General features: G+C 73.0%; 20 protein-coding genes and 1 pseudogene. 11 read left to right on the forward strand and 10 right to left on the reverse strand.

Annotated elements, in window-relative coordinates:
• The first annotated feature begins 155 nt into the window (after positions 1–155).
• On the forward strand, positions 156–1,211 hold the full coding sequence (locus ACFWUZ_RS13025) for a WxL protein peptidoglycan domain-containing protein (RefSeq protein WP_384371374.1): 1,056 nt from the start codon (positions 156–158) through the stop codon (positions 1,209–1,211).
• 184 nt (positions 1,212–1,395) lie between these two features.
• Here the strand turns inward: ACFWUZ_RS13025 and ACFWUZ_RS13030 are convergent, their stop codons facing one another.
• The 4 genes from ACFWUZ_RS13030 to iolC are packed head-to-tail and all read right to left on the reverse strand — an operon-like array spanning position 1,396 to position 6,641.
• The gene (locus ACFWUZ_RS13030) at positions 1,396–2,895 is read right to left on the reverse strand and encodes a CoA-acylating methylmalonate-semialdehyde dehydrogenase (protein WP_384371376.1); all 1,500 of its coding nucleotides are present in this window, start codon (positions 2,893–2,895) and stop codon (positions 1,396–1,398) included.
• 11 nt (positions 2,896–2,906) lie between these two features.
• Positions 2,907–4,781, reverse strand: coding sequence for a 3D-(3,5/4)-trihydroxycyclohexane-1,2-dione acylhydrolase (decyclizing) (iolD, locus tag ACFWUZ_RS13035; protein ID WP_384371378.1), 1,875 nt, complete (start codon positions 4,779–4,781; stop codon positions 2,907–2,909).
• On the reverse strand, positions 4,778–5,677 hold the full coding sequence (gene iolB, locus ACFWUZ_RS13040) for a 5-deoxy-glucuronate isomerase (RefSeq protein WP_384371380.1): 900 nt from the start codon (positions 5,675–5,677) through the stop codon (positions 4,778–4,780). The genes iolD and iolB overlap by 4 nt, the downstream gene beginning before the upstream one ends.
• Positions 5,661–6,641 carry a 5-dehydro-2-deoxygluconokinase gene (iolC, locus tag ACFWUZ_RS13045; RefSeq protein ID WP_384371384.1) on the reverse strand — a complete coding sequence of 327 codons (981 nt, stop codon included), beginning with the start codon at positions 6,639–6,641 and terminating at the stop codon, positions 5,661–5,663. The genes iolB and iolC overlap by 17 nt, the downstream gene beginning before the upstream one ends.
• Before the next feature lie 25 nt (positions 6,642–6,666).
• Here iolC and ACFWUZ_RS13050 point away from each other — a divergent pair, with 25 nt between their 5' ends.
• The 3 genes from ACFWUZ_RS13050 (at position 6,667) to ACFWUZ_RS13060 (ending at position 9,055) form a co-directional block, all read left to right on the forward strand.
• Positions 6,667–7,578, forward strand: coding sequence for a sugar phosphate isomerase/epimerase family protein (locus ACFWUZ_RS13050; protein WP_384371386.1), 912 nt, complete (start codon positions 6,667–6,669; stop codon positions 7,576–7,578).
• A gap of 13 nt (positions 7,579–7,591) precedes the next feature.
• The gene (locus tag ACFWUZ_RS13055; RefSeq protein WP_384371388.1) at positions 7,592–8,605 is read left to right on the forward strand and encodes a Gfo/Idh/MocA family protein; all 1,014 of its coding nucleotides are present in this window, start codon (positions 7,592–7,594) and stop codon (positions 8,603–8,605) included.
• 249 nt (positions 8,606–8,854) lie between these two features.
• On the forward strand, positions 8,855–9,055 hold the full coding sequence (locus ACFWUZ_RS13060; protein WP_030710687.1) for an AlpA family transcriptional regulator: 201 nt from the start codon (positions 8,855–8,857) through the stop codon (positions 9,053–9,055).
• Between the two features lie 66 nt (positions 9,056–9,121).
• Here ACFWUZ_RS13060 and ACFWUZ_RS13065 read toward each other — a convergent pair whose 3' ends face one another.
• Positions 9,122–9,244: a hypothetical protein gene (locus ACFWUZ_RS13065; RefSeq protein WP_384371796.1), complete on the reverse strand. Its 123-nt coding sequence runs from the start codon at positions 9,242–9,244 to the stop codon at positions 9,122–9,124.
• A gap of 372 nt (positions 9,245–9,616) precedes the next feature.
• Here ACFWUZ_RS13065 and ACFWUZ_RS13070 point away from each other — a divergent pair, with 372 nt between their 5' ends.
• Both ACFWUZ_RS13070 and ACFWUZ_RS13075 read left to right on the forward strand, forming a co-directional pair.
• Positions 9,617–9,850, forward strand: coding sequence for a heavy-metal-associated domain-containing protein (locus tag ACFWUZ_RS13070; protein WP_384371390.1), 234 nt, complete (start codon positions 9,617–9,619; stop codon positions 9,848–9,850).
• A gap of 114 nt (positions 9,851–9,964) precedes the next feature.
• Entirely contained in the window at positions 9,965–12,214 is a 2,250-nt protein-coding gene (locus ACFWUZ_RS13075; RefSeq protein ID WP_384371392.1) for a heavy metal translocating P-type ATPase, read from the forward strand.
• Positions 12,215–12,635: 421 nt separating this feature from the next.
• Here ACFWUZ_RS13075 and ACFWUZ_RS13080 read toward each other — a convergent pair whose 3' ends face one another.
• On the reverse strand, positions 12,636–13,925 hold the full coding sequence (locus tag ACFWUZ_RS13080; RefSeq protein ID WP_384371394.1) for a citrate synthase: 1,290 nt from the start codon (positions 13,923–13,925) through the stop codon (positions 12,636–12,638).
• Positions 13,926–14,107: 182 nt separating this feature from the next.
• Positions 14,108–16,354, reverse strand: coding sequence for an ATP-dependent RecD-like DNA helicase (locus ACFWUZ_RS13085; RefSeq protein ID WP_384371396.1), 2,247 nt, complete (start codon positions 16,352–16,354; stop codon positions 14,108–14,110).
• Between the two features lie 291 nt (positions 16,355–16,645).
• Between ACFWUZ_RS13085 and ACFWUZ_RS13090 the strand changes: the two genes are divergently transcribed.
• The gene (locus ACFWUZ_RS13090; protein ID WP_384371398.1) at positions 16,646–17,176 is read left to right on the forward strand and encodes a DUF937 domain-containing protein; all 531 of its coding nucleotides are present in this window, start codon (positions 16,646–16,648) and stop codon (positions 17,174–17,176) included.
• Between the two features lie 42 nt (positions 17,177–17,218).
• Positions 17,219–17,716 (forward strand): annotated as a pseudogene (locus tag ACFWUZ_RS13095) (GNAT family N-acetyltransferase); the annotation flags it as partial.
• On the opposite strand, the gene ACFWUZ_RS13100 reads toward ACFWUZ_RS13095, so the two are convergent.
• The gene (locus ACFWUZ_RS13100) at positions 17,667–18,608 is read right to left on the reverse strand and encodes an EamA family transporter (RefSeq protein ID WP_384371400.1); all 942 of its coding nucleotides are present in this window, start codon (positions 18,606–18,608) and stop codon (positions 17,667–17,669) included. The pseudogene ACFWUZ_RS13095 and the gene ACFWUZ_RS13100 overlap by 50 nt on opposite strands.
• A 99-nt stretch (positions 18,609–18,707) precedes the next feature.
• Here ACFWUZ_RS13100 and ACFWUZ_RS13105 point away from each other — a divergent pair, with 99 nt between their 5' ends.
• Positions 18,708–19,652, forward strand: coding sequence for a LysR family transcriptional regulator (locus ACFWUZ_RS13105; protein WP_384371402.1), 945 nt, complete (start codon positions 18,708–18,710; stop codon positions 19,650–19,652).
• Positions 19,653–19,732: 80 nt separating this feature from the next.
• Complete coding sequence (locus ACFWUZ_RS13110; RefSeq protein ID WP_384371773.1) at positions 19,733–21,520, forward strand: glycoside hydrolase family 3 protein; 1,788 nt, start codon at positions 19,733–19,735, stop codon at positions 21,518–21,520.
• Positions 21,521–21,542: 22 nt separating this feature from the next.
• Here the strand turns inward: ACFWUZ_RS13110 and ACFWUZ_RS13115 are convergent, their stop codons facing one another.
• Both ACFWUZ_RS13115 and ACFWUZ_RS13120 read right to left on the reverse strand, forming a co-directional pair.
• Positions 21,543–22,976: a S28 family serine protease gene (locus tag ACFWUZ_RS13115; protein WP_384371404.1), complete on the reverse strand. Its 1,434-nt coding sequence runs from the start codon at positions 22,974–22,976 to the stop codon at positions 21,543–21,545.
• A gap of 569 nt (positions 22,977–23,545) precedes the next feature.
• Positions 23,546–25,135, reverse strand: coding sequence for an aldehyde dehydrogenase family protein (locus ACFWUZ_RS13120; protein WP_384371406.1), 1,590 nt, complete (start codon positions 25,133–25,135; stop codon positions 23,546–23,548).
• 99 nt (positions 25,136–25,234) lie between these two features.
• Here ACFWUZ_RS13120 and ACFWUZ_RS13125 point away from each other — a divergent pair, with 99 nt between their 5' ends.
• The gene (locus ACFWUZ_RS13125) at positions 25,235–25,789 is read left to right on the forward strand and encodes an EF-hand domain-containing protein (protein ID WP_384371408.1); all 555 of its coding nucleotides are present in this window, start codon (positions 25,235–25,237) and stop codon (positions 25,787–25,789) included.
• The last annotated feature ends 33 nt before the right edge of the window (positions 25,790–25,822 follow it).

Genomic DNA, 25,822 nt, shown 5'->3' on the forward strand with positions numbered 1-25,822 from the left:
GTTTTCCCTGCCCGGGTTTTTTTTTCGGCCCGTCTGCCCGCGGCGGGGGGCCGCCCCGCCCCCCCCCCCCCGCGGGGGCCCCCCCCCCCGGGGGGGGGGGGCCCCCCCCCCCCCCCGCCACCCTTCCCCTGCCGGCCGCCACTGGAGACCCGCCCATGCGCACCCGCACCCGTACGCCCCGCACCCTCCTCCACGGGCTGCTCCTCGGCCTCCTCGCCCTCCTGGGGCCGTGGGGACTCCTGCTCCCGGCCGCAGGGCCGGCCGCGGCCGCGGACAACGGCACCTGGGGGGTCTTCCCCACGCCCCCGGCCGGTGCGGCGATCACCGACCGCGGGTACTTCTTCCACCAGGGCGCGGCCGGCACCACGGTCAGCGACAGCGCGACGATCCTCAACTCCTCCGACCAGGAGCTGACCTTCCGGGTCTTCGCCACCGATGCCGTCAACACCCCGGCCGGGGGAGCCTTCGCGCTGCTCCCGGTGGAGACCGCGCCCAAGGACGTCGGCACCTGGATAGCGCTGCCGCCGGAGGCGGCGGACACCGTCACCGTGCCCGCCAAGGGCCGCAAGGACATCCCCTTCACCGTGAAGGTCCCTGCGGACGCGACGCCCGGCGACCACGTCGGCGGGATCGTCGCCCTCGGCACCGCTGTGGAGGGCGTGCAGCAGGAAGGCAAGGTCCGGGTCGGGGTGAAGCGCTCGGTGGGGGCCCGTATCCACTTCCGCGTACCGGGGCCGGTGACCCCGGGGCTGAGCGTGGAGGACGTGCGGGTCAGCCGGTCGGCTCCGCTGCTGCCCTGGGTCCGCGACGCCCGCGCGACCGTCTCGTACGCGCTGGTGAACCGCGGCAACGTGGTCGTCGAGCCCAAGGTGACGATCTCGGCCGAGGGGCTGTTCGGGCGCCGGGTCCTGGACCGGCCGGCCCGCGAGCTGAAGCTGGTGCTGCTGCCGGGCCAGCGCGTCGAGCTGACCGAACCGTGGCCGGACGCGCCGCAGCTGGACCGGGTCACCGTCGAGATCGGCGCCGGTGCGAACGCCCACCCCGACCTGGTCTCGCGGGCCGAGGCGGAGTTCGTCGCCGTGCCCTGGCCCGCGGCGGGGGCGGCCCTGGTCCTGGCGGGCGTCGCCCTCGCCCTCCGGGTGCTGCGCCGCAGGCGCCGGCGCACGCAGCAGGAGCCGCAGCCCGAACCGGACCTGGCCGGCGCCCGCTGAACCCCCTGCCTGCCCCGGCCGTCCCGCCCCGGACCGCCCAGCCCCGGCCCGCACGGGAGCCGCCCGGCCGGCCGGGACGGCGGGAACCCCCGGCCGGAGGGGATGGCCGGGGGTTCCGTGAGGGGGGCGCCAGGGCCGCCGGGGCGTCAGGGGCGGCGGCGGGCGCCGGTGGTGGCGGGGGGTGTCAGTGGTTGCGGGGGAAGCCCAGGTCCACGCCCGCCGGGGCGTCCGCGGGGTCGGGCCAGCGGGTCGTGACGACCTTGCCGCGCGTGTAGAAGTGGATGCCGTCGTTGCCGTAGATGTGGAGGTCGCCGAAGAGCGAGTCCTTCCAGCCACCGAAGGAGTGGTAGCCCACCGGCACCGGGATCGGCACGTTCACGCCGACCATGCCCGCCTCGATCTCCAGCTGGAAGCGGCGGGCGGCGCCGCCGTCGCGGGTGAAGATCGCGGTGCCGTTGCCGAACGGCGAGGCGTTGATGAGGGCCACGCCCTCCTCGTAGGTCTCGGCGCGCAGCACGCACAGCACCGGACCGAAGATCTCGTCGCGGTAGGCGTCGGAGTCGGTCTTCACGTGGTCGAGCAGTGACAGCCCGATCCAGTGGCCGTTCTCGTTGCCCTCGACGGTGTAGCCCGTGCCGTCCAGGACCACCTCGGCGCCCTGGGCGGCGGCGCCCTTGACGTACGAGGCGACCTTGTCGCGGTGCGCGGCCGTGATGAGCGGGCCCATCTCGGAGGCCGGGTCGTTGCCCGGGCCGATCTTGATCTTCTCGGCACGCTCGCGGATCTTCTCGACGAGGGTGTCGGCGACGGCTCCGACGGCCACGACGGCGGAGATCGCCATGCAGCGCTCGCCGGCCGAACCGTAGGCGGCGGAGACGGCCGCGTCGGCCGCCGCGTCCAGGTCGGCGTCCGGGAGCACCAGCATGTGGTTCTTGGCGCCGCCCAGGGCCTGCACGCGCTTGCCGTTGGCCGAGGCGGTGGTGTGGATGTGCCGGGCGATCGGGGTGGAGCCGACGAAGGAGACAGCCGCGACGTCGGGGTGGGCGAGCAGGGCGTCCACCGCGGCCTTGTCGCCGTGGACCACGTTCAGCACGCCCGCGGGCAGGCCGGCCTCGGTCATCAGCTCGGCCAGCTTGTTGGACGCCGACGGGTCCTTCTCGCTCGGCTTGAGGATGAACGTGTTTCCGCAGGCCACCGCCAGCGGGAACATCCACATCGGGACCATCGCCGGGAAGTTGAACGGGGTGATGCCCGCGACGACGCCCAGCGGCTGGCGGATGGAGGACACGTCGACCCGGTTGGAGACCGAGGTCGACAGTTCGCCCTTGAGCTGCGTGGTGATCCCGCAGGCCAGCTCGACGATCTCCAGGCCGCGTGCGACCTCGCCCAGCGCGTCCGAGTGGACCTTGCCGTGCTCGGCGGTGATCAGCTCGGCGATGGCGTCGCGGTTGGCGTCCAGCAGGGCGCGGTAGGCGAACAGCACCTTGGTCCGGGCGGCCAGCGAGGACTGCCCCCAGGTCTGGAAGGCCTCCTTCGCGACCTGTACGGCCGCGTCGACCTCGGCGGGCGAGGCGAGCGCGACCTGGGTGGTGACCTCGCCGGTCGCCGGGTCGGTGACCGGGCCGTAGTTGCCCGACGCGCCCTCGACGGTCTTGCCACCGATCCAGTGGTTGACGGTCTTCATGCCTTGCTCCTTCACAGATGGCGACGTCGCTGCGCGGCTTGCCGGTCGTACTCTTCCCGGGCCCGGACCGCAGCCTTGCGGGTCGCGGTCCCGGCGACAGGAACATCCCACCACGCCTGTGCCGGAGGCGGGCCCGACACAGTGTCGGGCGTTCGGGTCTGTACGTAGACACATGTGGGACCCGTCGCCGAACGGGCCTCGGCGAGAGCTTCCCGCAGGTCACGTACGGTGCGGGCGCGGATCACCGCCATCCCCAGGGAAGCCGCGTTCGCCGCGAGGTCCACCGGAAGGGGGTCCCCGCTGTACGAGGCGTCCGGCGCGCGGAAGCGGTACCCGGTGCCGAAGCCCTCGCCGCCCACCGCCCCGGAAAGGCCCCCGATCGAGGCGTACCCGTGGTTGTCGAGGACCACCGCCTTGACCGGGACGCCCTCCTGGACGGCCGTGACGATCTCCGTCGGGTTCATCAGGTACGTCCCGTCGCCGACCAGCGCCCACACCGGGCGGCCGGGCGCGGCCAGCGCCACCCCGAGCGCGGCCGGGATCTCGTAGCCCATGCAGGAGTACCCGTACTCGACGTGGTACTGGTCGGCCGAGCGGGTCCGCCACAGCTTGTGCAGGTCGCCGGGGAGGGATCCGGCGGCGTTGACGAGGATGTCGGTGCCGTCGGCCAGCGCGTCGAGCAGCCCGAGCACCTGGGTCTGGCTCGGGGGGCGCTCCTCGTCCGGGGCGGGGACGGCGTAGGCCCGGTCGACGCGCCGCTCCCAGTCCTGCTTGCGCTCCCGGTACGCGGCCTCGTACGCGGGGTCCACCCGGTACCCGGCGACCGCCTCGCGGAGTTCGTCGAGCCCCTCGCGGGCATCGGCCACCAGCGGCCCGGCGGCCAGTTTGTGGGCGTCGTACGGGTCGAGGTTGAGGCCGACGAAACGGACGGCCCGGTGCTGGAAGAGGGTCGCGGAGGCGGTGGTGAAGTCCGTCAGCCGGGTCCCGGCGGCGATGACGAGATCGGCCTCCCGGGCCAGTTCGCAGGCGGTGGCCGTGCCCGTGTGCCCGATCCCGCCGACGTCGGCGGGATGGTCGTACGGGAGCACCCCCTTGCCCGCCTGCGTCACGGCGACCGGGATCCCGGTGGCCTCCGCGAAGGCGGCCAGGGCCGCCTGGGCCGCGCTGTGCCGGATCCCGCCGCCCGCGACGATCAAGGGGCGCGCGGAACCCCGTACGGCCGCCGCCGCGGCGGCGAGCTCGGCGCGGTCGGGCCGGGGCCGGCGGATGCGCCACACCCGGTCGGCGAAGAACTCCTCGGGCCAGTCGTACGCCTCCGCCTGCACGTCCTGCGGAAGGGCGAGGGTGACGGCGCCGGTCTGCACCGGGTCGGTGAGCACCCGCACGGCCTGGAGGGCGGCGGGGACCAGCGCCTCGGGGCGGGTGATCCGGTCGAAGTGGCGGGAGACGGGCCGCAGGGCGTCGTTGACGGAGACGTCGCCCGCGTAGGGCACCTCCAGCTGCTGGAGGACGGGGTCGGCGGGACGGGTGGCGAAGGTGTCGCCGGGCAGCAGCAGCACCGGGATCCGGTTGACGGTGGCGAGGGCGGCGCCCGTGACGAGGTTGGTGGCGCCGGGCCCGATGGAGGTGGTGACGGCGTGCGCGGAGAGCCGCCCGCACTGGCGGGCGTAACCGACGGCGGCGTGCACCATGGCCTGCTCGTTGCGCCCCTGGAGGAAGGGCATCCCTTCCGGCCCGGTCTCCAGGAGGGCCTGGCCGAGGCCCGCCACGTTCCCGTGCCCGAAGATCCCCCAGGTGGCTGCGATCAGCCGGTGGCGCTGCCCGTCGCGCTCGGTGTACTGGTGGGCGAGGAAGCGTACGAGGGCCTGGGCGACGGTGAGCCTCATCGGTGGTCCTCCGCTCCGGGGAAGGGCAGCCGGGGGTCGACGGCCTGTCCGTCCCAGCTGTCCCGGATCCAGCCGTGGTCGGGGTGGTCCCGGATCAGCCACTCCCGGGTGCGGCCCGGTCCGGCCATCACGTTCAGGTAATACATGTCGTGCCCGGGGGCGGCGACGGACGGCCCGTGCCAGCCGTCCGGGACGAGCACGGCGTCCCCGGTCCGCACCTCGGCCAGGATGTCGGTCTTCCCCGCCGGGGAGGGGCTGACGCGCTGGTAGCCGAGGCCGGGGGTGTCGCCGTGCGGGGCGATCTCGAAGTAGTAGATCTCCTCCAGCCGGGACTCCTCGCCGGGGTGGTCCTCGTCGTGCTTGTGGGGCGGGTACGAGGACCAGTTCCCGCCGGGGGTGAGCACCTCCACGGCGATCAGCCGGTCGCAGTCGAAGCCGTCCGGGGAGGCGGCGGCGAAGTTGTTGACCTGGCGTGAACAGTGCCCGGCGCCCCGCAGTTCGACCGGGACGTCCCCGGCGGCCCCGTACCGGGCGGGCAGTCTCCGCTCGCACCTGGCCCCGGCGAGGGCGAACCGCCCGCCGGCGGCCGAGGTGACCTCCGCATGCCCGTCCCGGGGCAGGTACGCGAAGTCGGTGACAGCGTCGAACACCCCCGTCCGCCCGCGCAGTCGGAAGACCTCCGGTCCGCTGCCGGGGGCGGAGCCCCGGTCCTCGGGTCCCGCCGACGGGCGAGGACCGGGTCCGGGCAGAGCCCGCCGGCGGACCTCGCACCCGCCCGACAGCGGGAGCACGATCCACTCCGACTCCCCGCACGGGTGCGCGTACACCTCCCCCGGCGCCAGCTCCAGCACGAGCAGCCTCGTCCAGGACATCCCCCACTCAGACACCACCGGCATGCCCCAGCACCTCCTCGACCTCGTCGGAGAACGGCATCGCCGTCGAACACGCCAGCCGCGAAGCCACGATCGCGCCCGCCGCGTTGGCGTACCGCACGACCCGCTCCAGGTCCCACCCGGCCAGCAGCCCGTGACACAGCGCCCCGCCGAACGCGTCGCCCGCGCCCAGCCCGTTGACCACCTCGACCGCCACCGGCGGGACGTCCGCCACCGTCCCGTCGCGGTGGACCGCCAGCACACCCTCCGGGCCGCGTTTGACCACCGCCAGTTCCACCCCGGCGGCGAGCAGGGCGCGCGCCGCCGCGTACGGCTCGGACTCCCCCGTGGCGATCGCGCACTCCTCGGTGTTCCCGACGGCCACCGTCGCGCGCGCCAGCGCCCGTTCGTAGTGCGGGCCGGGGTCTTCGCGCCACAGCATCGGCCGCCAGTCCAGGTCGAACACCGTCGTCCCGGACCGGGCCCGCGCGTCGAGCGCGGCGAGGGTCGCCGTCCGCGAGGGATCCTCGCTCAGGCCCGTCCCCGTCATCCAGAACACGCGCGCCGCCCGTACGGCCTCCAGGTCCACCTCGTCCGGGGCGATCTCCAGGTCCGGGGCCTTCGGCAGCCGGTAGAAGTACAGGGGGAACCGGTCCGGCGGGAAGATCTCGCAGAAGGTGATCGGGGTGGGCGGGCCGGAGACCTCCGTCGCCCACCGGTCGTCCACGCCGAACCCGCGCAGTTCGGAGCGGAGATACCCGCCGAAGGGGTCCGCGCCGGTCCGGGTGATCAGCGCCACCCGCCGCCCCAGCCGGGCCGCCGCGACGGCCACGTTCGCCGGGGAGCCACCGAGGAACTTGCCGAAGGTCTCCGCCTCGGCCAGTGGTACGCCGGTCGTCAGCGGGTAGAGATCCACCCCGATCCGGCCCATCGTGATCAGGTCGAACGCGAACGGATCGCCGGTGCCGGTCACAGTCAGTCCTCCCACTCTCTCCCACCCTAAGGTGGCCGCTATGACGTCCTCCCCGCCCGCGTTGACCCGTATCCGCGTCGGTTCGGCTCCGGACTCCTGGGGTGTCTGGTTCCCCGACGATCCGCAGCAGACGCCCTGGGAACGCTTCCTCGACGAGGTCGCCGGGGCCGGGTACCGGTGGATCGAGCTCGGCCCCTACGGGTACCTGCCCACCGATCCCGCCCGGCTCACCGAGGAGACGGACAAGCGCGGGCTGCGGGTCTCGGCCGGGACCGTGTTCACCGGACTCCATCACGGGCCCGCCGTGTGGGAGGACACCTGGGCGCACGTGTCGCGGATCGCGGCGCTCACCCGGGCCATGGGCGCGGCCCATCTCGTCGTGATCCCCTCCTTCTGGCGGGACGACAGGACGGGGGAGGTGCGGGAGGACCGCACCCTCACCGCGGAACAGTGGCGTGAACTGACCACCCAGACCGAGCGGCTGGGCCGGGAGGTCCAGGACCGGTACGGACTGCGGATCGTCGTCCATCCGCACGCCGACACCCACATCGACACCCCGGAGAACGTGGCCCGCTTCCTGGACGCCACCGACCCCGGGCTCGTCTCCCTCTGTCTGGACACCGGGCACTACGCGTACTGCGGCGGCGACAGCGTCGAGGCGATCGAGACCTTCGCGGAGCGGATCGGCTACCTCCACCTCAAGCAGGTGGACCCGCGGATCCTCGCCGAAGTCGTGGCGCAGGAGCTGCCGTTCGGTCCGGCGGTGGGCCGGGGGGTGATGTGCGAGCCGCCGTCGGGGGTGCCCGCGCTGGAGCCCGTACTGGCGGCGGCCCAGCGGCTCGGGGTGGACCTCTTCGCCATCGTGGAGCAGGACATGTACCCGTGCCCGCCGGACCGGCCGCTGCCGATCGCCCGCCGTACCCGTGCCTACTTGCGCTCCTGCGGCGCCTGAAGGAGGAACCGACATGACCAGCACGCTCGGTATCGCCGTCATCGGCACCGGGAAGATGGGCGCCGACCACGTCCGCCGGATCGGCCGGACCGTGGGCGGGGCCCGGGTGGTGGCCGTGGCCGACCCGGACGGGGACCGGGTCAAGGAGGTCGCGGGCCGTCTCGACGGTGCGGGCGCGTACACCGACCCGGCGGCGGCGATAGCCGCGCCCGGGGTGCAGGCCGTACTGATCGCCTCGCCCGGGCCCGCGCACGAGGAGGCGCTCCTGCACGCCCTGGAGCGGGAACTGCCGGTGCTGTGCGAGAAGCCGCTGACGCCGGACCCGGAGGGTGCGCTGCGGGTGATGGAGGCGGAACGGCGGCTGGGGCGGCGCCTGGTGCAGGTGGGCTTCATGCGGCGGCACGACGCCGAGTACGAGCGCCTCAAGGAGCTGTTGGACGCGGGGGCGATCGGGCGGCCGCTCTTCCTGCACTGCCGCCACCGCAACGCCTCCTCGCCGTCCTTCTTCACCAGCGACATGCTGATCAGCGATTCGGTGGTGCACGAGGTGGACGCGGCGCGCTGGCTGCTGGGGCAGGAGGTCACTGCGGTGTCGGTGCTCTCGCCCCGTCCCGCGTCGGCGGCTCCGGAGGGTCTGCGCGATCCGCGGCTGGTGCTGCTGGAGACCTCCGGCGGGGCGGTCGTCGACGTGGAGATCTTCGTCAACTGCGGGTTCGGCTACCAGGTGCAGTGCGAGGCGGTCGGCGAGTCCGGGACGGCCCGGATCGGTGACGGCCACGCGATGGTGGTGCAGTCGGGGGGCCGGTGGGGCGGGGAGATCGACCAGGACTTCACGGTGCGCTTCGCCGATGCCTACGACCGTCAGCTGCGGCGCTGGGTGGCGGCCGCGGCGCGGGGCCGGGTGGCGGGACCGGACGCCTGGGACGGCTACGCGGCGGCGGCGGTCTCGGCGGCGGGGCTGGCGGCCTCGCGCAGCGGCGTACGGACCGTGGTGGAGCAGGTGGAGCGGCCGGCCCTGTACCGCTGAGCCGTTTCGTCCCTCGTTCGGTACATCAGGACCGGGCGACCCCTGTGACGCATCTGTCACAGGGGTCCCCTTCATGTCACGCATGTCCGTATGACGCGGGTTTTCCGTCACAGGCGTTCGACAGCCCCTCCCCTGTCCTGCACCGGCGTCGTTCCCTGGGCACAACCCGAGTGATCGTCACGGTCCACGCGCCGGCTCCCCCGACGGCCTCCCGGCCGGCCCTGCGGCGTGGACAAGGAGGTGTCGTGCATGAGCGACCGACAGCTGTGGTCCTACAAGGAGATTGCCGCCCACATCCGCGTCCAGCCGGACACCGTGCGCTCCTATCGCAAGCACGGTCTCCTGCCCCCTCCCGACCACGTGGAGGGCGGCAAGCCCTACTGGTACGCCGACACCGTCCGCGCATGGGTGGCCCGCCGCCCCGGCAACCGGGGCCGCCGCGAGGACTGACCCGCGGTCCGGCCGGCGGCGGGGCCGCAGCGGGCCCCGGGTCTGCGCCGTCGCCGCCCGGTCCGTTCACCAGGACCTGTCGTCGCCGGCCCGCGCCCTTCCGCCGCCGAGCAGCGCCTTCAAGTCGAACTCGATCCCGGTGACCACGTAGGACAGCGGTACCAGGAAGCCGAAGCCCATGGCTTCCACCGCAGCAGGGCGAGCGCGGCCGCCCAGGCCCACAGGGACCGGTTGAGGTGTCTCCCCTGACCTGGTCGAACTGGATCTCGTAGCCGGCCAGGAAGATCAGCATGGCGAGGCCGAGCCGGCTCAGTACGTCGATGACCTGCCCGCGCGAGGAGCGGTGCGAGAACGGCGGCGGCCGTGATCAGGACGAGGGTTCCCGGATGATCCATATGCGCCGTTTACGTACAGTTCAGAGTGATCTGCCATTCAGAGATCCCGGGCTCCAGATACTCGCTTCGATACCCCCTAGGGGTATAGTCTCTGAGTGTCGGGAGGACGGTGGAGGGATCCGCCGCCCCTCCGGTGCCCGGACACGCCCCTGAAGAGGAGAACGAGATGACCGCCGAGACGGACACCCAGACCACCACCGTCTACCGGGTGACCGGCATGACCTGCGGGCACTGCGAGGGCGCGGTGACCGCCGAGCTCGCCGCCCTGCCGGGCGTCAGCTCGGTCAAGGCCGTCGCCGCGACCGGCGAGGTCACCGTGGTCTCCACCGCCGCACTCGCCGACGAGGACGTCCGCGCCGCCGTGGACGAGGCCGGGTACGAGTTCGCCGGCCGGGCCTGAGCACCTTCCTCCTGCGGCAGCACCCCGCACAGCACGCAGCAGTACCCCGCCGGGCCGTGCCGGCCAGCTGATACTGGTTCCGTACGGCCCGGCCCTCCCCCCTGGAGCCGGAACATGACCAGCACAGTGCACGACGGGCCCATAGCAGCGGTCGAGCTCTCGATCGGCGGGATGACCTGCGCCTCCTGCGCGGCCCGCATCGAGAAGAAGCTCAACCGGATGGACGGCGTCGAGGCCACGGTGAACTACGCCACCGAGAAGGCCCACGTCTCCTACGGCGGGGACGTCCGGGTCGCCGACCTGATCGCGACCGTCGTCAGGACCGGGTACACCGCCGCGGAGCCCGAACCGCCGCAACCGGAACCCGCCGCCGGGGCCCGGGCCGCCGCACCCGACCCCGAACTCGCCGCACTGCGCGGCCGGCTGCTCGTCTCCGCCGCCCTGGCCCTGCCCGTCGTCCTGCTCGCGATGGTCCCCGCCCTCCAGTTCGACAACTGGCAGTGGCTCTCCCTGACCCTCGCCGCCCCGGTCGTCGTCTGGGGCGCGCTCCCCTTCCACCGGGCCGCCTGGACCAACGCCCGGCACGGCGCCGCCACCATGGACACCCTGGTCTCGGTCGGCACCCTGGCCGCCTTCGCCTGGTCCCTGTGGGCCCTGTTCTTCGGCCACGCGGGCATGCCGGGCATGCGGCACGGCTTCGACCTGACGATCTCCCGTACGGACGGCTCCTCCGCCATCTACCTGGAGGTGGCGGCCGGCGTCGTCAGCTTCATCCTCCTCGGCCGCTACCTGGAGGCCCGCTCCAAGCGGAAGGCCGGGGCGGCCCTGAAGGCCCTGATGGAACTGGGCGCCAAGGAGGTCGCCGTCCTGCGCGCGGGCCGCGAGGTGCGCATCCCGGCCGGTGCGCTCGCCGTCGGCGACCGCTTCGTCGTACGCCCCGGCGAGAAGATCGCCACCGACGGCACCGTCGTCGAGGGCCGCTCCGCCGTCGACGCCTCCATGCTGACCGGCGAGTCGGTCCCGGTCGAGGTCTCCGTCGGCGACGCGGTCACCGGGGCCACCGTCAATGCCTCCGGCCGCCTCGTCGTCGAAGCCACTCGCGTCGGCGCCGACACCCAGCTCGCCCGGATGGCCCGGCTCGTCGAGGAGGCCCAGAACGGCAAGGCCGAGGTGCAGCGCCTCGCCGACCGGGTCTCCGGGATCTTCGTTCCGGTCGTCCTGCTGCTCGCGCTCGGCACCTGGGTCACCTGGCTGCTGATCACCGACGACCCCACCGCCGCCTTCACCGCGGCCGTGGCCGTCCTGATCATCGCCTGCCCGTGCGCCCTGGGCCTGGCCACCCCGACCGCGCTCATGGTGGGCACCGGACGGGGCGCCCAGCTCGGGATCCTGATCAAGGGGCCGGAGGTGCTGGAGTCCACCCGCCGCGTGGACACCGTCGTCCTGGACAAGACCGGAACCGTCACCACCGGCCGGATGACCCTGACCGGCGTGCACCCCGCCCCGGGCGTCGCCGAGGACGAACTGCTGCGCCTCGCCGGGGCCCTGGAGCACGCCTCCGAGCACCCGATCGCCCGGGCCGTCGCCACCGGTGCGGCCGGCCGGGCGGGCGCACTGCCCGTCCCCGAGGGGTTCGAGAACCTCGCCGGACTGGGCGTGCAGGGCGTGGTCGAAGGGCACGCCGTCCTGGTGGGCCGGGAGCGGCTGCTGGCCGACCGGTCGATCGAGCTTCCCGCCGGGCTGGTGCGGGCCAAGGCGGCGGCCGAGGCCCAGGGCGCCACGGCCGTCCTGGTGGCCTGGGACGGGGAGGCGCGCGGGGTGCTGACCGTGGCCGACGCGGTGAAGGGGACCAGCGCCGAGGCGATCGTCCGGCTGCGGGCCCTCGGCCTCACCCCGGTGCTGCTGACCGGCGACAACAAGGCCGTGGCCGAGGCGGTGGCCCGCGAGGTGGGCATCGACGAGGTGATCGCCGAGGTGCTCCCGCAGGACAAGGCGGACGTCGTCCGCGGACTCCAGGCGCGGGGCCGTACGGTCGCCATGGTCGGCGACGGGGTCAACGACGCGGCCGCGCTGGCCCAGGCCGACCTCGGCCTGGCCATGGGTACCGGGACGGACGCCGCGATCGAGGCGGGCGACCTGACCCTGGTACGGGGCGACCTGAGGGTGGCCGCGGACGCGATCAGGCTGTCCCGCCGGACCCTGGCCGTCATCAAGGGCAACCTGTTCTGGGCCTTCGGCTACAACGTGGCCGCCCTGCCGCTGGCGGCCGCCGGACTGCTCAACCCCATGATCGCGGGAGCGGCGATGGCCTTCTCCTCGGTCTTCGTGGTGACGAACAGCCTCCGGCTGCGGTCCTTCCGCTAGGGGGTCCGCCGGCCTTCCGCCAGGGGTCCCCTGGACGGAGTCCGGAGGGCTCCCCTCCGCGGAGCGCACACACTTCCTTCACGGGAGACGCAGATCACAGTGATCGCAGCGTAACCATCCGGGGTCGACACGGGTCTAATGAGGCAGTGCCAGGAACGTCTTGGGGGCGTTCCACGGAGGTCTTGGGGGACGTCCGCGGCACCAGCCGGCCGGGACGCGTGCCCGCGGGAAGCTTTGAGCGGCCCTCCCGACCCGAAACGGGTCCCGGCAGACACCGACGCCCCGGTCCGGGTCCCGTGGGGGGAATCCGCTCCGGGGAAAGGAAAGCGCCCCGACCGTCGACCCGTGGGGGGATCGGCGGCGGGGCGCTTTTCGTGAACCTCGCGTGCGGCCTCGGCCGCGGGGGGGAGAGTGCCTCGGGTCAGCGGGCCTCGACCGGAACGAAGTCGCGCAGGACCTCGCCGGTGTAGATCTGGCGCGGGCGGCCGATGCGGGAACCCGGCTCCTTGATCATCTCGTGCCACTGGGCGATCCAGCCGGGCAGCCGGCCGATCGCGAAGAGCACGGTGAACATCTCGGTCGGGAAGCCCATGGCCCGGTAGATGAGACCGGTGTAGAAGTCCACGTTCGGGTAGAGGTTGCGCTCGACGAAGTAGTCGTCGGCCAGCGCGTGCTCCTCCAGCTTGAGCGCGATGTCCAGCAGCTCGTCGCTCTTGCCGAGCGCCGAGAGGACGTCGTGCGCCGCGGCCTTGATGATCTTCGCCCGGGGGTCGAAGCTCTTGTAGACGCGGTGCCCGAAGCCCATCAGGCGGACGCCGTCCTCCTTGTTCTTCACCTTGCGGATGAAGGCGTCGACGTCGCCGCCGTCGTTGGCGATGCCCTCGAGCATCTCCAGGACGGACTGGTTGGCGCCACCGTGCAGCGGACCCCACAGGGCCGAGATGCCGGCGGAGATCGAGGCGAACATGTTCGCCTGCGAGGAGCCGACCAGGCGCACGGTGGAGGTCGAACAGTTCTGCTCGTGGTCCGCGTGCAGGATCAGCAGCTTGTCGAGCGCCGAGACCACGACCGGGTCCAGGTCGTACTCCTGGGCCGGCACGGAGAAGGTCATGCGCAGGAAGTTCTCGACGTAGCCGAGGTCGTTGCGCGGGTAGACCACCGGGTGGCCGACCGACTTCTTGTACGCGTACGCCGCGATCGTCGGGAGCTTGGCCAGCAGCCGGATCGTCGAGAGGTGGCGCTGCTTCTCGTCGAAGGGGTTGTGGCTGTCCTGGTAGAACGTCGACAGCGCGCTGACCACGGAGGACAGCATCGCCATCGGGTGCGCGTCACGCGGGAAGCCGTCGTAGAAGCGCTTCACGTCCTCGTGCAGCAGCGTGTGCTGGGTGATCTCGTTGCGGAACGACGCGAGCTGGTCGACGGTCGGCAGCTCACCGTTGATCAGCAGGTAGGCGACCTCGATGAAGGTCGAACGCTCGGCCAGCTGCTCGATCGGGTAGCCGCGGTAGCGCAGGATGCCCTGCTCACCGTCGAGGTAGGTAATCGCGGACTTGTAGGCCGCGGTGTTGCCGTAGCCGCTGTCCAGAGTGACGAGCCCGGTCTGGGCCCTCAGCTTCGAGATGTCGAAGCCCTGGTCACCGACGGTGCTCTCGACCACCGGGTAGGTGTATTCACCGTCCGCGTACCGGAGTACTACAGAGTTGTCGCTCACGTCATCCCTCACCGACGTAGTGCCTCTTCTTCGAGGTGCCCTGACTGCCTCTACCTTCCCCCATTTGGCGCAGGAGAGTGCACTCGGGGTCGGCGTTTGGTGCTTTTGACGGCACTGAGTGCCGCCAAGCTGCTCATCCTGCCCCCTCCGCACCGGTGGTGGAACCCCAAATGATCGATCATCTAGGTGATGTTTCCCACCGGTATGCGGCCGGACAGTCTGGGCGCGACCGCCGTGTACCTCCTGCCTGCGGAAACCGTACGCACAGCCTGCCCGAGCGCTTTGCGGGACCCGACGAGGACGACCAGTTTCTTCGCCCTCGTCACCGCCGTGTACAGCAGGTTCCGCTGGAGCATCATCCAAGCTCCGGTGGTGACGGGGATCACCACCGCCGGATATTCACTCCCCTGGGAACGGTGGATGGTGACGGCGTACGCGTGGGCCAGTTCGTCGAGCTCCGCGAACTCGTAGCCGATCTCCTCGTCCTCCTCCGTCCGTACCGTCAGGCGCTGTTCGTCGGCGTCGAGGCCGGTGACCACGCCGACCGTGCCGTTGAAGACGCCGTTGGCGCCCTTCTCGTAGTTGTTCCGGATCTGGGTCACCTTGTCGCCCACCCGGAAGACCCGGCCGCCGAAGCGCTTCTCCGGCAGGTCCGGCCGGGCCGGGGTCATGGCCTGCTGCAGGAGGCCGTTGAGGTTCCCGGCGCCGGCCGGGCCCCGGTGCATCGGCGCGAGGACCTGGACGTCGCGGCGCGGGTCGAGTCCGAACCGTGCCGGGATGCGGCGGGCGGCGACGTCGACGGCGAGCCGCCCGGCCTCCTCGGTGTCCTCCTCGGGGAAGAGGAAGAAGTCCGGCAGCCCCTCGGTGACCGGCGGCAGGCCGGTGTTGATCCGGTGGGCGTTGGTGACCACGCCGGACTGCTGGGCCTGCCGGAAGATCCGGGTCAGCCGGACCGCGGGCACGGGGCCGCCCTCGGCCAGCAGGTCCCGCAGCACCTCCCCGGCGCCGACGGAGGGCAGCTGGTCCACGTCCCCGACCAGCAGCAGGTGCGCGCCCGGCGCCACGGCCTTGACCAGCTTGTTGGCCAGCAGCAGGTCCAGCATCGAGGCCTCGTCCACCACGACCAGGTCCGCGTCCAGCGGCCGTTCCCGGTCGTAGGCCGCGTCGCCGCCCGGCTTGAGCTCCAGCAGCCGGTGCACCGTGGAGGCCTCGGCCCCGGTCAGCTCGGCCAGCCGCTTCGCCGCCCGCCCGGTGGGTGCGGCGAGGACGACCTTGGCCTTCTTGGCACGGGCCAGCTCCACGATCGAGCGGACGGTGAAGGACTTGCCGCAGCCCGGTCCGCCGGTGAGGACGGCGACGCGGCGGGTGAGCGCGAGGCGGACCGCGTCCCGCTGCTCGGGCGCGAGTTCGGCCCCGGTCCGTCCCGCGAGCCAGCCCAGCGCCTTGTCCCAGTCCACGTCCTGGAAGGCGGGCATCCGGTCGTCCTCGGCGTGCAGGAGCCGGCGCACCTGCCCCACCAGCGACAGCTCGGCCCGGTGGAAGGGCACCAGGTAGACGGCGGTGAGCGGGTCCGGTCCGCCCTGCGGGTCGGGCACCCGTTCCCGTACGACCCCCTCCGGGTCGGCGGCGAGTTCGGCCAGGCAGTCGATGACCAGGCCCGTGTCCACCTGGAGCAGTTTCACCCCGTCGGCGATCAGCCGCTCCTCGGGCAGGAAGCAGTGGCCCTGGTCGGTGGACTGGGAAAGGGCGTACTGGAGCCCGGCCTTGACCCGCTCCGGGCTGTCGTGCGGGATGCCGACGGCCTGGGCGATCCGGTCGGCGGTGAGGAAGCCGATGCCCCAGACGTCGGCGGCGAGCCGGTAGGGCTGGTTCTTCACCACCGAGATGGAGGCGTCGGCGTACTTCTTGTAGATGCGGACCGCGATGGAGGTGGAGACGCCGACGCCCTGGAGGAAGACCATGACCTCCTTGATGGCCTTCTGCTCCTCCCAGGCGGCCCCGATCAGCTTCGTCCGCTTGGGGCCCAGACCCGGTACCTCCACCAGCCGCTTCGGCTCGGCCTCGATCACGTCGAGGGTGTCGGTGCCGAAGTGCTCCACGATGCGGTCGGCGATCTTCGGGCCGATCCCCTTGATCAGGCCGGAGCCGAGGTAGCGCCTGATGCCCTGGATGGTGGCGGGGAGCACGGTGCGGTAGTTCTCCACCGTGAACTGCTTGCCGTACTGCGGGTGGGAGCCCCAACGGCCTTCCATGCGCAGCGATTCACCGGGCTGCGCGCCCAGCAGGGCGCCGACGACGGTGAGGAGGTCGCCGCTGCCGCGGCCGGTGTCGACACGCGCGACCGTGTAGCCGCTCTCCTCGTTGGCGTAGGTGATGCGTTCGAGCACCCCCTCCAGCACTGCCCGTTGCACCGTCCCGTCGTCTGCCATGGCACGAAGTTACCCCGGGGCGCCGACAGTGCGGCGGGCCTGTGGACGAACCGGTGGCGGCGGGCTCCTGGAAGGACCAAAGGGGGTCCGGCCTCGCGGCCGGACCCCCTCACGGTTACCCCTCCCGTGCCGGACTTCCCGATCCCCCCGGATCCCCTCCCGGAAGTCCCGACGCACCATACGACCCCCGATGCGCGTGGAGGGTTGCACTCCGATCTACAGATTTACCTTTCCGTTACCAACCACCTACCCAAGGTGCTGGCGAATCGGCACGGAAGTAGCGTTTCGGACATGAGCGAATCTTCATTCCAGGACGACGTGCTGGGCGAGCTCGGCGACGACAAGCTGACCGAGATCGCGGGCCTGCTCGGCACGGACACCGACGGCGCCCGCGCGACCGTCGCGCAGACGGTCGGCGCCATGACCGGCGACCTCCAGCAGAAGGCCGGTGCCGACGACGACGACGGCGTGGCGGTGCGCCAGGCGTTCGCGGAGGTCACCGAGCCGCCGCTGCAGGGCGTGGCCACGCTCGGCGGCGTCGGGGGGATGCTCAGCGGCGGGATGATGGCCGGGGTGCTCGCGAAGCTGGCCAAGCCCGTGGCCGGCGCGGTGTCGAAGAAGACCGGCATTCCCGCCCCCACCATCAGCCGCGTCATCGAGATGCTGATCCCCGTCCTGCTGGCGGTCTTCGCCAGGCGCGCCGCCGCCGGCAAGGGTGCCGGCGCCCCGGCCGCGGGCGGCCCGGCCGCGGGCGGCCCGGCCAGGGCGGGCGGCGGCCTGGGCGACCTGCTCGGCCAGATCCTGGGCGGTGGCAGGAAGTAGCGCCTATCCTCGGGCGCCATGGACACGCCCGAGGCAGCATCGGTGCGGCTGCGCGATCCCGAGCCCGGCGACCTGGGCTGGATCGTGCAGCGGCACGGCGCGCTCTACGCCGCCGCGTACGGCTGGAACGCCGAGTTCGAGGGCCTGGTGGCCCGGGTCGTCGCCGATTTCGCCGAGGACCACGACCCGTATCTGGAACGGGTCTGGATCGCCGAGGCGGACGGCCGCCCGGTCGGCTCGGTGATGTGCGTGCGCGAGGGCGGGGCTCCCGGCACCGCCCGGCTGCGGCTCCTCCTAGTCGACCCGGCCGAACGGGGCCGGGGCGTCGGTACGCGCCTGGTCGGTGCGGTCGTCGCCTTCGCCCGTTCGGTGGGCTACCGCGAACTGGTGCTGTGGACGGACGAGGCGCTGCACGAGGCCCGTTCCCTGTACCTGCGGGCGGGCTTCACCCTGGTCGCCGAGCGCCCCCGCCGCTCGTACGGCGCCGCCCTCACGGCGCAGGACTGGCGGCTGCCGCTCCAGCAGGACTTCCCGCGCTGACGCCCGCACCGGGCCCCGTACGGTCCGGGACGCGCCGCGGGACACCCCCCAGCGAGGTGAGCGCCACCCCGCCGACCAGGAGCAGCGCCGCCAGCCAGCGCGTGCCCGAGACCGCTTCCCCCAGGACCAGCGCCGCCGAGGACATCCCGAACACCGGCACCAGCAGCGAGAACGGGGCCACGGCGGAGGCCGGGTAGCGGCGCAGCAGGTACCCCCAGGCGCCGAAGCCGAACACGGTGGAGACCCAGGCGACGTAGCCGATGACGGCGAGGCCGGCCCCGTCCAGGGCGCGCAGCGCGGCCAGGTCCCGCTCGGGCCCCTCCAGCAGCAGCGAGAGCGCGAGCAGCGGCAGCACCGGGACCGTGGACACCCACACCATGAAGTTCAGCGCGTCGGGCGGGGCGGCCCTGCGGGTCAGGACGCTGGAGACGCCCCAGCAGGCCGCGGCCCCGACGACCAGGGCGAAGCCGAGCACGGGTCCGGACGTGCCCCCGTCCGCCGCGGCCACGGCGATGCCCGCGAGTGCGACCCCCATGCCGAGCACCCGGAGCCGGCCGGGCCGTTCGCGCAGCAGCAGCGCCGCGAGGAGGGCGGTGAAGACGGCCTGCACCTGGAGCACCAGGGAGGACAGACCGGCCGGCATCCCGGCGTCCATGCCCGTGAAGAGGAGTCCGAACTTGGCGATGCCGAGGACCGCCCCCACCCCGAGGATCCACTTCCAGGCGACCTTGGGGCGCCCGACGAGGAAGACCGCGGGCAGGGCCGCGACGAGGAAGCGCAGGGCCGACAGCAGCAGCGGCGGGAAGTGGCCGAGTCCGATCTCGATGACGACGAAGTTGAAGCCCCAGACGGCGGCGACGAGTACGGCGAGTGCGGTGTGTACGGGACGCATGCTCCGAGCATCGACGCCCCGATCGTGTAGCACCAGCACGGATCTCTCCGGGATGGATGAAGCGTTGCTACCGGGTGGGGCGGGTGCCACGATGGATCCGTGCTCGATCTCTCCCGGCTGCGCGCCCTGCACGCCGTCTCCGTCCACGGATCGGTCGCGGGCGCGGCGGCCGCCCTCGGCTACACCCCCTCCGCGGTCTCCCAGCAGATCGCCAAGCTGGAGCGGGAGACCCGGACCACCCTGCTGGAGCGGCGGGGCCGGGGCGTCGCGCTGACCGAGGAGGCCCGGCACCTGGCGGGCGCGGCCCAGGAGCTGCTGGCCATCGTCGAGCGCGCCGAGACCACCCTGGAGGAGCGGCGCGGACAGCCGAGCGGGCTGCTGACGGTGGCCGCCTTCGCCTCGGCAGCGCGCGGGCTGCTCCCGGAGGTGCTGGCCGGCCTGGCCCGCCGTCATCCGGCGCTGGACGTACGCCTCACGGAGGTCGACCCCCACCTGTCCGTGGACCTGGTGGCCCGGGGCGTCACCGATCTGGCGGTGGCCCACGACTGGGACATCGCGCCCCTGCCGGCACCCGAGGGGGTCGAGCAGGCGGTGATCGGGGACGACCGGTGCGACCTGGTGGTCCCGGCCGGGCATCCCTTCACGGCCCGGCGGGCCGTGCGCCGGGCCGATCTCGGCGGGCAGCGGTGGGTGTGCCAGCCGCCCGGCCGGGTCTGCCACGACTGGCTGGTGCGGACCCTGCGCACGGCCGGTCTCGAACCCGACATCGCGCACGTGGCCGAGGAGAACCACACGATCGTCGCCCTGGTCGCGGCCGGGCTCGGCGTGGCGGTCGTCCCCCGGCTGGGCACCGGAGCGCTGCCGCCCGGAGCGGTGGCCGTCCGGCTGGAACCGGGCCCCGTACGGCGGCTGTACGCCCTGTGGCGGACGGGCGCGGCCCGCCGCCCCGCGATCACGGAAGCGGTGCGGGCCCTTCAGGAGCACTGGGCCGCCCGGCCGGAGCCGTCCCGGCCCACGTCCGGGGGACCTCCCGAGTGTCCCTGACGCCCCGGGCCCCGGCCCGGCGTAGGGTCCGGCGCGTGCCGTACGAAGCCTCCCGCCGGACCCTGCTCGCCGTGGCCGCCATGGCCGCCGTCACGGCCGCCGGGGTCGTCTCCGCCACCGTGGGGAACAGCCCCGCCCCCGACGACTCGCGCAACCCCGGCGGCGACCCCGCCGGGTCCCCGGGCAGCCGTCCCGACCGGGCGGGGCTGCGCCGCCTGGTGGAGGGGATGAGCCTGGCCGAGAAGGTCGGCCAGCTCTTCGTCTCCCGGGTGTACGGCCATTCGGCGGCCGATCCCGATCCGGCGGACGCCGACAAGAACCTGGAGCTCTTCGGGGTGCGCACCGGTGCCGAGCTGGTGTCCCGCTACCACCTGGGCGGGATCATCTACTTCGCCTGGGCGCACAACATTCGTGACCCGCACCAGATCGCCGGACTCTCGGCCGGACTCCAGGAGGCCGCCCGGGCCACGGGCGCGCGCGTCCCGCTGCTGCTCTCCACCGACCAGGAGCACGGGATCATCGCCCGGATCGGCCGGCCCGCCACCCTGTTCCCCGGGGCGATGGCCCTGGGCGCGCTGCACGGCGCGGCCGGTTCCACCGGGGAGGCCCGCCGGGCGGCGCGCATCGCGGGGGCCGAACTGGCCGCCATGGGCATCCGGCAGGACTACGCCCCCGTGGCCGACGTCAATGTCAATCCGGCCAATCCGGTCATCGGCGTACGGTCCTTCGGTTCGGACCCGCACGCGGTGGCCGCGCTCGTCGCCGCCCAGGTCCGCGGCTACCAGGGCGCCGGGGTGGCGGCGACCGCCAAGCACTTCCCGGGCCACGGGGACACCGAGACCGACAGCCACGTCGGCCTGCCCGTCATGCGGCACACCCGCGCGGTCTGGGAGGAGCTGGACGAGCCGCCCTTCCGGGCGGCGGTGGAGGCGGGCGTGGACGCCGTCATGACGGCGCACATCGTCTTCCCGGCCCTGGACCCCTCCGGGGACCCGGCGACCCTCTCCCGGCCGATCGTCACCGGCATCCTGCGCGAACGCCTGGGGTTCCGGGGGGTGGTGGTCACCGACGCCCTCGACATGGCCGGGGTCCGCCAGAAGTACGGGGACGACCGGGTTCCGGTGCTGGCGCTGAAGGCGGGCTGCGACCAGCTGCTGAACCCGCCGGACCTGGGGCTCGCGCACCGCAGCGTGCTGGCCGCCGTCGAGGCGGGCGAGCTGACGGAGGAGCGGATCGAGGAGTCGGTGCTGCGGATCCTGGAACTGAAGGCCCGCCGGGGCCTGTTCGAGGAGGAGCCGCCCACCGCGGAGCGGGTGGACCGGGTGGTGGGCATCCCGGAGCACCTGGCGGCGGCCGACGCGATCGCGGCCGGTACGACCACCCTGCTGGCGAACCCGGTGGGACTGCTCCCGCTGGACGCGACGGCCGCCCCCCGGCTGCTGGTCACCGGGACCGACCCGGTCTCCCCCAGCGGTACGACGGGACCCCCTACGGCCGTACTGGCCCGGGAGCTGACCGCCCTGGGCTGCCGGGCCACGGCGGCGCCCCCGGCCCGCGCGGTGGCCGGGGCGCCCGGCCACGCGGCGGTCCTGGTGTGCACGTACAACGTGCCCGAGGGGGAGGGTGCGCAGCGCACGCTGGTCACGGACCTCCTGGCCACCGGGGTGCCGGTGGTCGTGGTGGCGGTCCGCAACCCGTACGACCCCGCGCGGCTGCCGCGGTGTGCGGCCGAGCTGGCGACGTACGCGTGGACGGACGTGGAGATGCGGGCGGCGGCCCGGGTGCTGACCGGGGCGGTGCGGCCCTCCGGCCGCCTGCCGGTCCCGGTCCCGGGCCGCTACCCGCTGGGCCACGGGCTGACGTACTAGCCCGCGGCCCGGCGGGGGCCGGTCACGGCCGCAGCTGCGGCTCCCGCTCCGGGTCGGGCTGGTCGAGCCGGGCGTCGGGCGCGGCCAGCGGCGCCGCCTTCCCCGCGTCGGCGAGGGCGGCGGCCGGGGCGACCCCGGCCCACTGGAGGATCTTCGCGGTGGCGAGGGCCCGCTCGCCGTCGAGCAGCTTGGCGACGTTCGCCCCGTGGTTGGCGCCCGGCGCGGTCATCACGTAGCTGTCGCGCACCCCGTAGCCGAGGCGGAACGGTTCGGCGCTCCACGGGTCGTTCTGCCCGTTCACGAACAGCATCTGGTGGGCGTTGTTGCGCACCCAGGTGTCGACGTCCTTCATGGCTCCCGGCTGGAAGGTCATGGGGATGTCGCGGGGCACGAAGTTGCGCGGCGGCTGGTAGCCGTAGCGGCTGAGGCCCTTGAGGTGCGGCTGCTTGATGTCCGGGGAGCCGAGCTGGGTGCCCGCCTGGTAGTAGTACGGGGTGTAGGTCTCCAGGCCCTGGTCGGAGTAGGCGGAGAAGCCGGAGATCGCGTCGATCGTGTCCCAGATCTCCTGGTCGCTCGCGGTCGCGGCGGCCGGGACGGAGGCGCAGTCGGCGAGCAGGCTGTACTGCCAGAAGGCCCACACGTAGTCGAGGACGACGGCCTCGTAGGCCCGGTCGAGGTCCCCGACGGTGGTGAAGGTCCAGCCGTTCTCGGCGGCGGCGGCCGCGTACTTGGCCTCCAGCGGCTCGCGGCGTACGAGCGCCTCGCGCTGCACCGCGTTCAGCTTGTCGCGGCACTCCTTGGTGCCGACCTTGGCGAAGAACCGGTCGTAGGCCGAGTCCTCGCCGTTGGCGATGTCGTTGGGCGCGACGTAGGCGACGACGCCGTCCATGTCGCGCGGGTAGAAGCGCTCGTAGTACGTGGCCGTCATGCCGCCCTTGCTGCCGCCGGTGGCCAGCCACTTCTTGGCGTAGATCTTCTTCAGGGCGGTGAAGATGCGGTGCTGGTCGCTGGCGGCCTGCCAGATGTCCAGGTGGGCCCAGTTGGCCGGGTCGGGCCGGGAGGGCGTGAAGAATCGATACTCCATGGACACCTGGTTGCCGTCGACGATGGTCGTCGGCTCACTGCGGCGCGGGTTGGTGTTGACGTTGTAGCCGGAGGTGAAGAAGACCGTCGGCCGCGAGACGTCCTTGTGCAGCAGGGTCAGGCGCTGCTGGAAGGTGCCCTTCCACGGCTGCCGGTGGTCGACCGGCTGCTCGTAGTTCAGTACGAAGAAGCGGTAGCCGGGGTACGGCTTCTCCTCGATCAAACTCATCCCGGGGATGCCCAGGATCTGGTCCTTGATGTCCGTCGCGGCCGCCGGCCCTGCGGCGGTGGCCGCCTGTGCCGTGGAGCCGGCCGCACCCATGGTGCCGATCAGCACCATGAGCGACAGCAGCCATCCGAGCGTCTTGCGCATGCACCCTCCCCTTGAGTTCACTTCGGTCGCCGTGAACCTAGCGGGGCCAACGTGGCGCTGAACAGACCCAGTTGGGCCGCTCCGTCAGCACAGGATCCAGCCGGAATCAGCCGATCCGCCGCCCACTCCCCCCTTTACATACACACACCGGCTGATAGCGCCGACGGCGACAGGCCCGACATAACGGGTGAACCGCCCGGAGTCGCGTACGGGGACCCCGCCGCGCGGCTGGATGCTCACCGTCATGTGCCGCCGCTCCCCCGGCCCGCGGGCCACCGTCACGGCGCAGGCCTGGGTGCGGCTCTTGTAGACCCGCACCTCACCCGTCGCGAACGGCAGGGTCCTGGCCAGCCGCCCCGCGCAGCCCCCCGTCGCGGCCTGCGCGGGCGGCGCCGGGAACAGCCCGCCGGCGCCCAGCCACAGCGCCGCCCCGAACACCCCCACGGCCACGGCGGTTCGGCCGGGCCCCTTCCTCCCCTGCAACACCCTGTCCCCCGATCAGCCGTACGTACGACGAACGCACCCAGGTACGACGCCCGTACCTCCCCGAAGGTTGCAGCGGGCAAGGATCAGAGGGCGGCCGTCCGGTGGTCGAAGACCGCCTCGCGCGGCAGCAGACCGGTGGCGACCACGAGGGACTGGAGGTGCGTGGTCCGCACGGCGGGCTCGTTGGCCTCCCCGAAGAGGCCGCCGGTGGCGCCCGTACCGCCGTTGCACGGGAGCACGGGCAGGCAGCCGATGTGGGAGTCGTTGACCTTGAGCATGCCGCCGTTGGACACCTCCGCGCAGAACCGCTCGACGACCTGTTCGTCCTGCGTCCACAGGGAGTTGCGCAGCCCGTAGCGGTTGCCGTTCAGGAACCCGATGATCTCGTCGAGCGGGGCGGGCGGCTCGGGGACGACCACGCACAGCAGCGGGAAGAAGGTCTCCTCCCGGAACGCGCGCAGCCGGGCGGCGGCGGCCAGCCCGTCGACCCGGACGACCGCCGGGCGGATGAAGGGCCCGGCTCCCGCAGGGACGTCGTCCACGTCCACGAACTCCCCGCCGCACAGCAGCTCCCCGCCGGCCTCCAGGACCTCGCGGAGGAACGCGCTGAACTCCGCCCGCTTGACCACCGGGCTCAGCACGGTCTCCGGGTCCTCCGGCGGGCCGGGCCGGATGCCGCGGACCCGCTCGGTGACCTCCTTCAGCAGCCGGTCGGCCACCGCCGGGTGCACGACCGCGAACTTCGGCGTCATGCAGATCTGCCCGGAGCCGTAGTACCGCTCACACAGCGCCCGCGCCGCCAGATCGGTCTCGGCGTCGTGCCAGACCACCACCCCGTCGTTCCCGGAGAGCTCCAGTACGGGCTTCTTACCCGCGCCGACGCACTCCCGTTCCAGCTTCAGGCCCTGCTCCGAACCCCCGAAGAAGACGATGTCGTCGCAGTCCGGACTGTCCAGCCACTGCCGGAGCACGGCCCGGGCGTGCGTCGACAGGACGCTCAGGGTGCCGGGCGGGGCCCCCAGGCGCTCCAGGAGCGGGGCCACGATCTCCCGGTAGACGAAGCTGACGCCGAGCGGGGCGGTCGGCGGCGCGTTGACGACGAGGCTGTTCCCGGCGGCCAGCGCCATCACGCCGTAGAAGGAGTTCGAGGTCGGGGCGTTGCGCGGCGGGCTCAGGCACACCACCCCGTCCGCCTTGCGCACCTTGCGGATCCGGCGGCCGGCCACGGTCCGCTCGGGCTCCCGCAGCCGGGCGGCGAAATCGGCGACGGAGTCCGGGTGGAAGGCGCAGGCCACCGAGGCCAGCTCCCAGGCGGCCAGCCGTACCGGGTGCCCCTCGGCGACGAGCAGCGCGGACAGCTCCTCGTACCGCCCGGTGACGGCCCGGTGGACGCCGTGCAGCAGTTCCAGCCGCTCCTCCAGCGGGAACCGCGCCCAGCCGGGCTGGGCGGCGCGGGCGGCCGCGAGGGCGCGCAGGCCCTGCTCCGGGGAGGACAGGGCGACGCGCCCGGCGAGGAGGCGGTCGTCGTACGGCAGGTCCTCGCCGCGTTCCAGGCGCGCCTTGAGCCCGAGGACGGCGTACGGCTCGCGCAGCAGTTGACCGACCCTCGGCCAGTAGACCCAACGCGCTCCTGGCTCCTGCGCGCCGGCCACCCATACCTCGTAAGAGTGCATCCACAACTTCCTAGCGGGAGAACGGGAGTTCACGATCACCCAGGAGATTACGCTAGGTGATCGCAAGCCTGCTCACCGTAGTCTCGAAAGGCCACTCTCATGACGACCGACCTGCTCGACCGCAAGCTGGAGCGCGCCTTCACGCACCTGGACGCCGACGGGAGCGGGGTCATCGACGAGCACGACATCATCGCCCTCGGGTCCCGGCTGCTGTCGGCGCTGGCGGAGCCCGCCACCTCGCCGAAGGCCACCCAGGTGATGGCCGGGCTCGTCGACTTCTGGCAGGAGCTCTTCACCGAGCTGGACCTCGACCGGGACGGCAAGGTCACCCCGGAGGAGTACAAGCAGGGCATGACGCGGCTCTACGCGGACGGCGGCCCGGCCTACGACCGGTCCTTCCGGCCGATGGTGAAGGCCTTCCTGACGGTCGTGGACACCGACGGCGACGGGCGGATCAGCCAGGAGGAGTTCCACAAGGCCCAGGAGGCCTTCGACACGAAGCTGGGCACCGCCGACACGGAGGCGTTCTTCAAGCGGATCGACGCGGACGGGGACGGCACCCTGTCCGTGGACGAACTCCTCACCGCCGTCCGCGAGTACTACACGGGCACCGACGAGGACGCCCCGGGCAACCTGCTCTTCGGCGAGCTCTGACCGAAGGGCCGGGGACCGGGGAGCGGCGGCGGG

The sequence above is a fragment of the Streptomyces sp. NPDC058646 genome (assembly GCF_042716875.1).
Classification (GTDB): Bacteria; Actinomycetota; Actinomycetes; order Streptomycetales; family Streptomycetaceae; genus Streptomyces.

What these genes read in the sequence shown, in the direction of transcription:
- ACFWUZ_RS13025 (WP_384371374.1), top strand. Translation starts at nt 156, where the DNA reads ATGCGCACCCGCACCCGTACGCCCCGCACCCTCCTCCACGGGCTGCTC.
- ACFWUZ_RS13030 (WP_384371376.1), bottom strand. Translation starts at nt 2,895, where the DNA reads ATGAAGACCGTCAACCACTGGATCGGTGGCAAGACCGTCGAGGGCGCG.
- iolD (WP_384371378.1), bottom strand. Translation starts at nt 4,781, where the DNA reads ATGAGGCTCACCGTCGCCCAGGCCCTCGTACGCTTCCTCGCCCACCAG.
- iolB (WP_384371380.1), bottom strand. Translation starts at nt 5,677, where the DNA reads ATGCCGGTGGTGTCTGAGTGGGGGATGTCCTGGACGAGGCTGCTCGTG.
- ACFWUZ_RS13050 (WP_384371386.1), top strand. Translation starts at nt 6,667, where the DNA reads ATGACGTCCTCCCCGCCCGCGTTGACCCGTATCCGCGTCGGTTCGGCT.
- ACFWUZ_RS13055 (WP_384371388.1), top strand. Translation starts at nt 7,592, where the DNA reads ATGACCAGCACGCTCGGTATCGCCGTCATCGGCACCGGGAAGATGGGC.
- ACFWUZ_RS13060 (WP_030710687.1), top strand. Translation starts at nt 8,855, where the DNA reads ATGAGCGACCGACAGCTGTGGTCCTACAAGGAGATTGCCGCCCACATC.
- ACFWUZ_RS13070 (WP_384371390.1), top strand. Translation starts at nt 9,617, where the DNA reads ATGACCGCCGAGACGGACACCCAGACCACCACCGTCTACCGGGTGACC.
- ACFWUZ_RS13075 (WP_384371392.1), top strand. Translation starts at nt 9,965, where the DNA reads ATGACCAGCACAGTGCACGACGGGCCCATAGCAGCGGTCGAGCTCTCG.
- ACFWUZ_RS13085 (WP_384371396.1), bottom strand. Translation starts at nt 16,354, where the DNA reads ATGGCAGACGACGGGACGGTGCAACGGGCAGTGCTGGAGGGGGTGCTC.
- ACFWUZ_RS13090 (WP_384371398.1), top strand. Translation starts at nt 16,646, where the DNA reads ATGAGCGAATCTTCATTCCAGGACGACGTGCTGGGCGAGCTCGGCGAC.
- ACFWUZ_RS13100 (WP_384371400.1), bottom strand. Translation starts at nt 18,608, where the DNA reads ATGCGTCCCGTACACACCGCACTCGCCGTACTCGTCGCCGCCGTCTGG.
- ACFWUZ_RS13110 (WP_384371773.1), top strand. Translation starts at nt 19,733, where the DNA reads ATGGCCGCCGTCACGGCCGCCGGGGTCGTCTCCGCCACCGTGGGGAAC.
- ACFWUZ_RS13115 (WP_384371404.1), bottom strand. Translation starts at nt 22,976, where the DNA reads ATGCGCAAGACGCTCGGATGGCTGCTGTCGCTCATGGTGCTGATCGGC.
- ACFWUZ_RS13120 (WP_384371406.1), bottom strand. Translation starts at nt 25,135, where the DNA reads ATGCACTCTTACGAGGTATGGGTGGCCGGCGCGCAGGAGCCAGGAGCG.
- ACFWUZ_RS13125 (WP_384371408.1), top strand. Translation starts at nt 25,235, where the DNA reads ATGACGACCGACCTGCTCGACCGCAAGCTGGAGCGCGCCTTCACGCAC.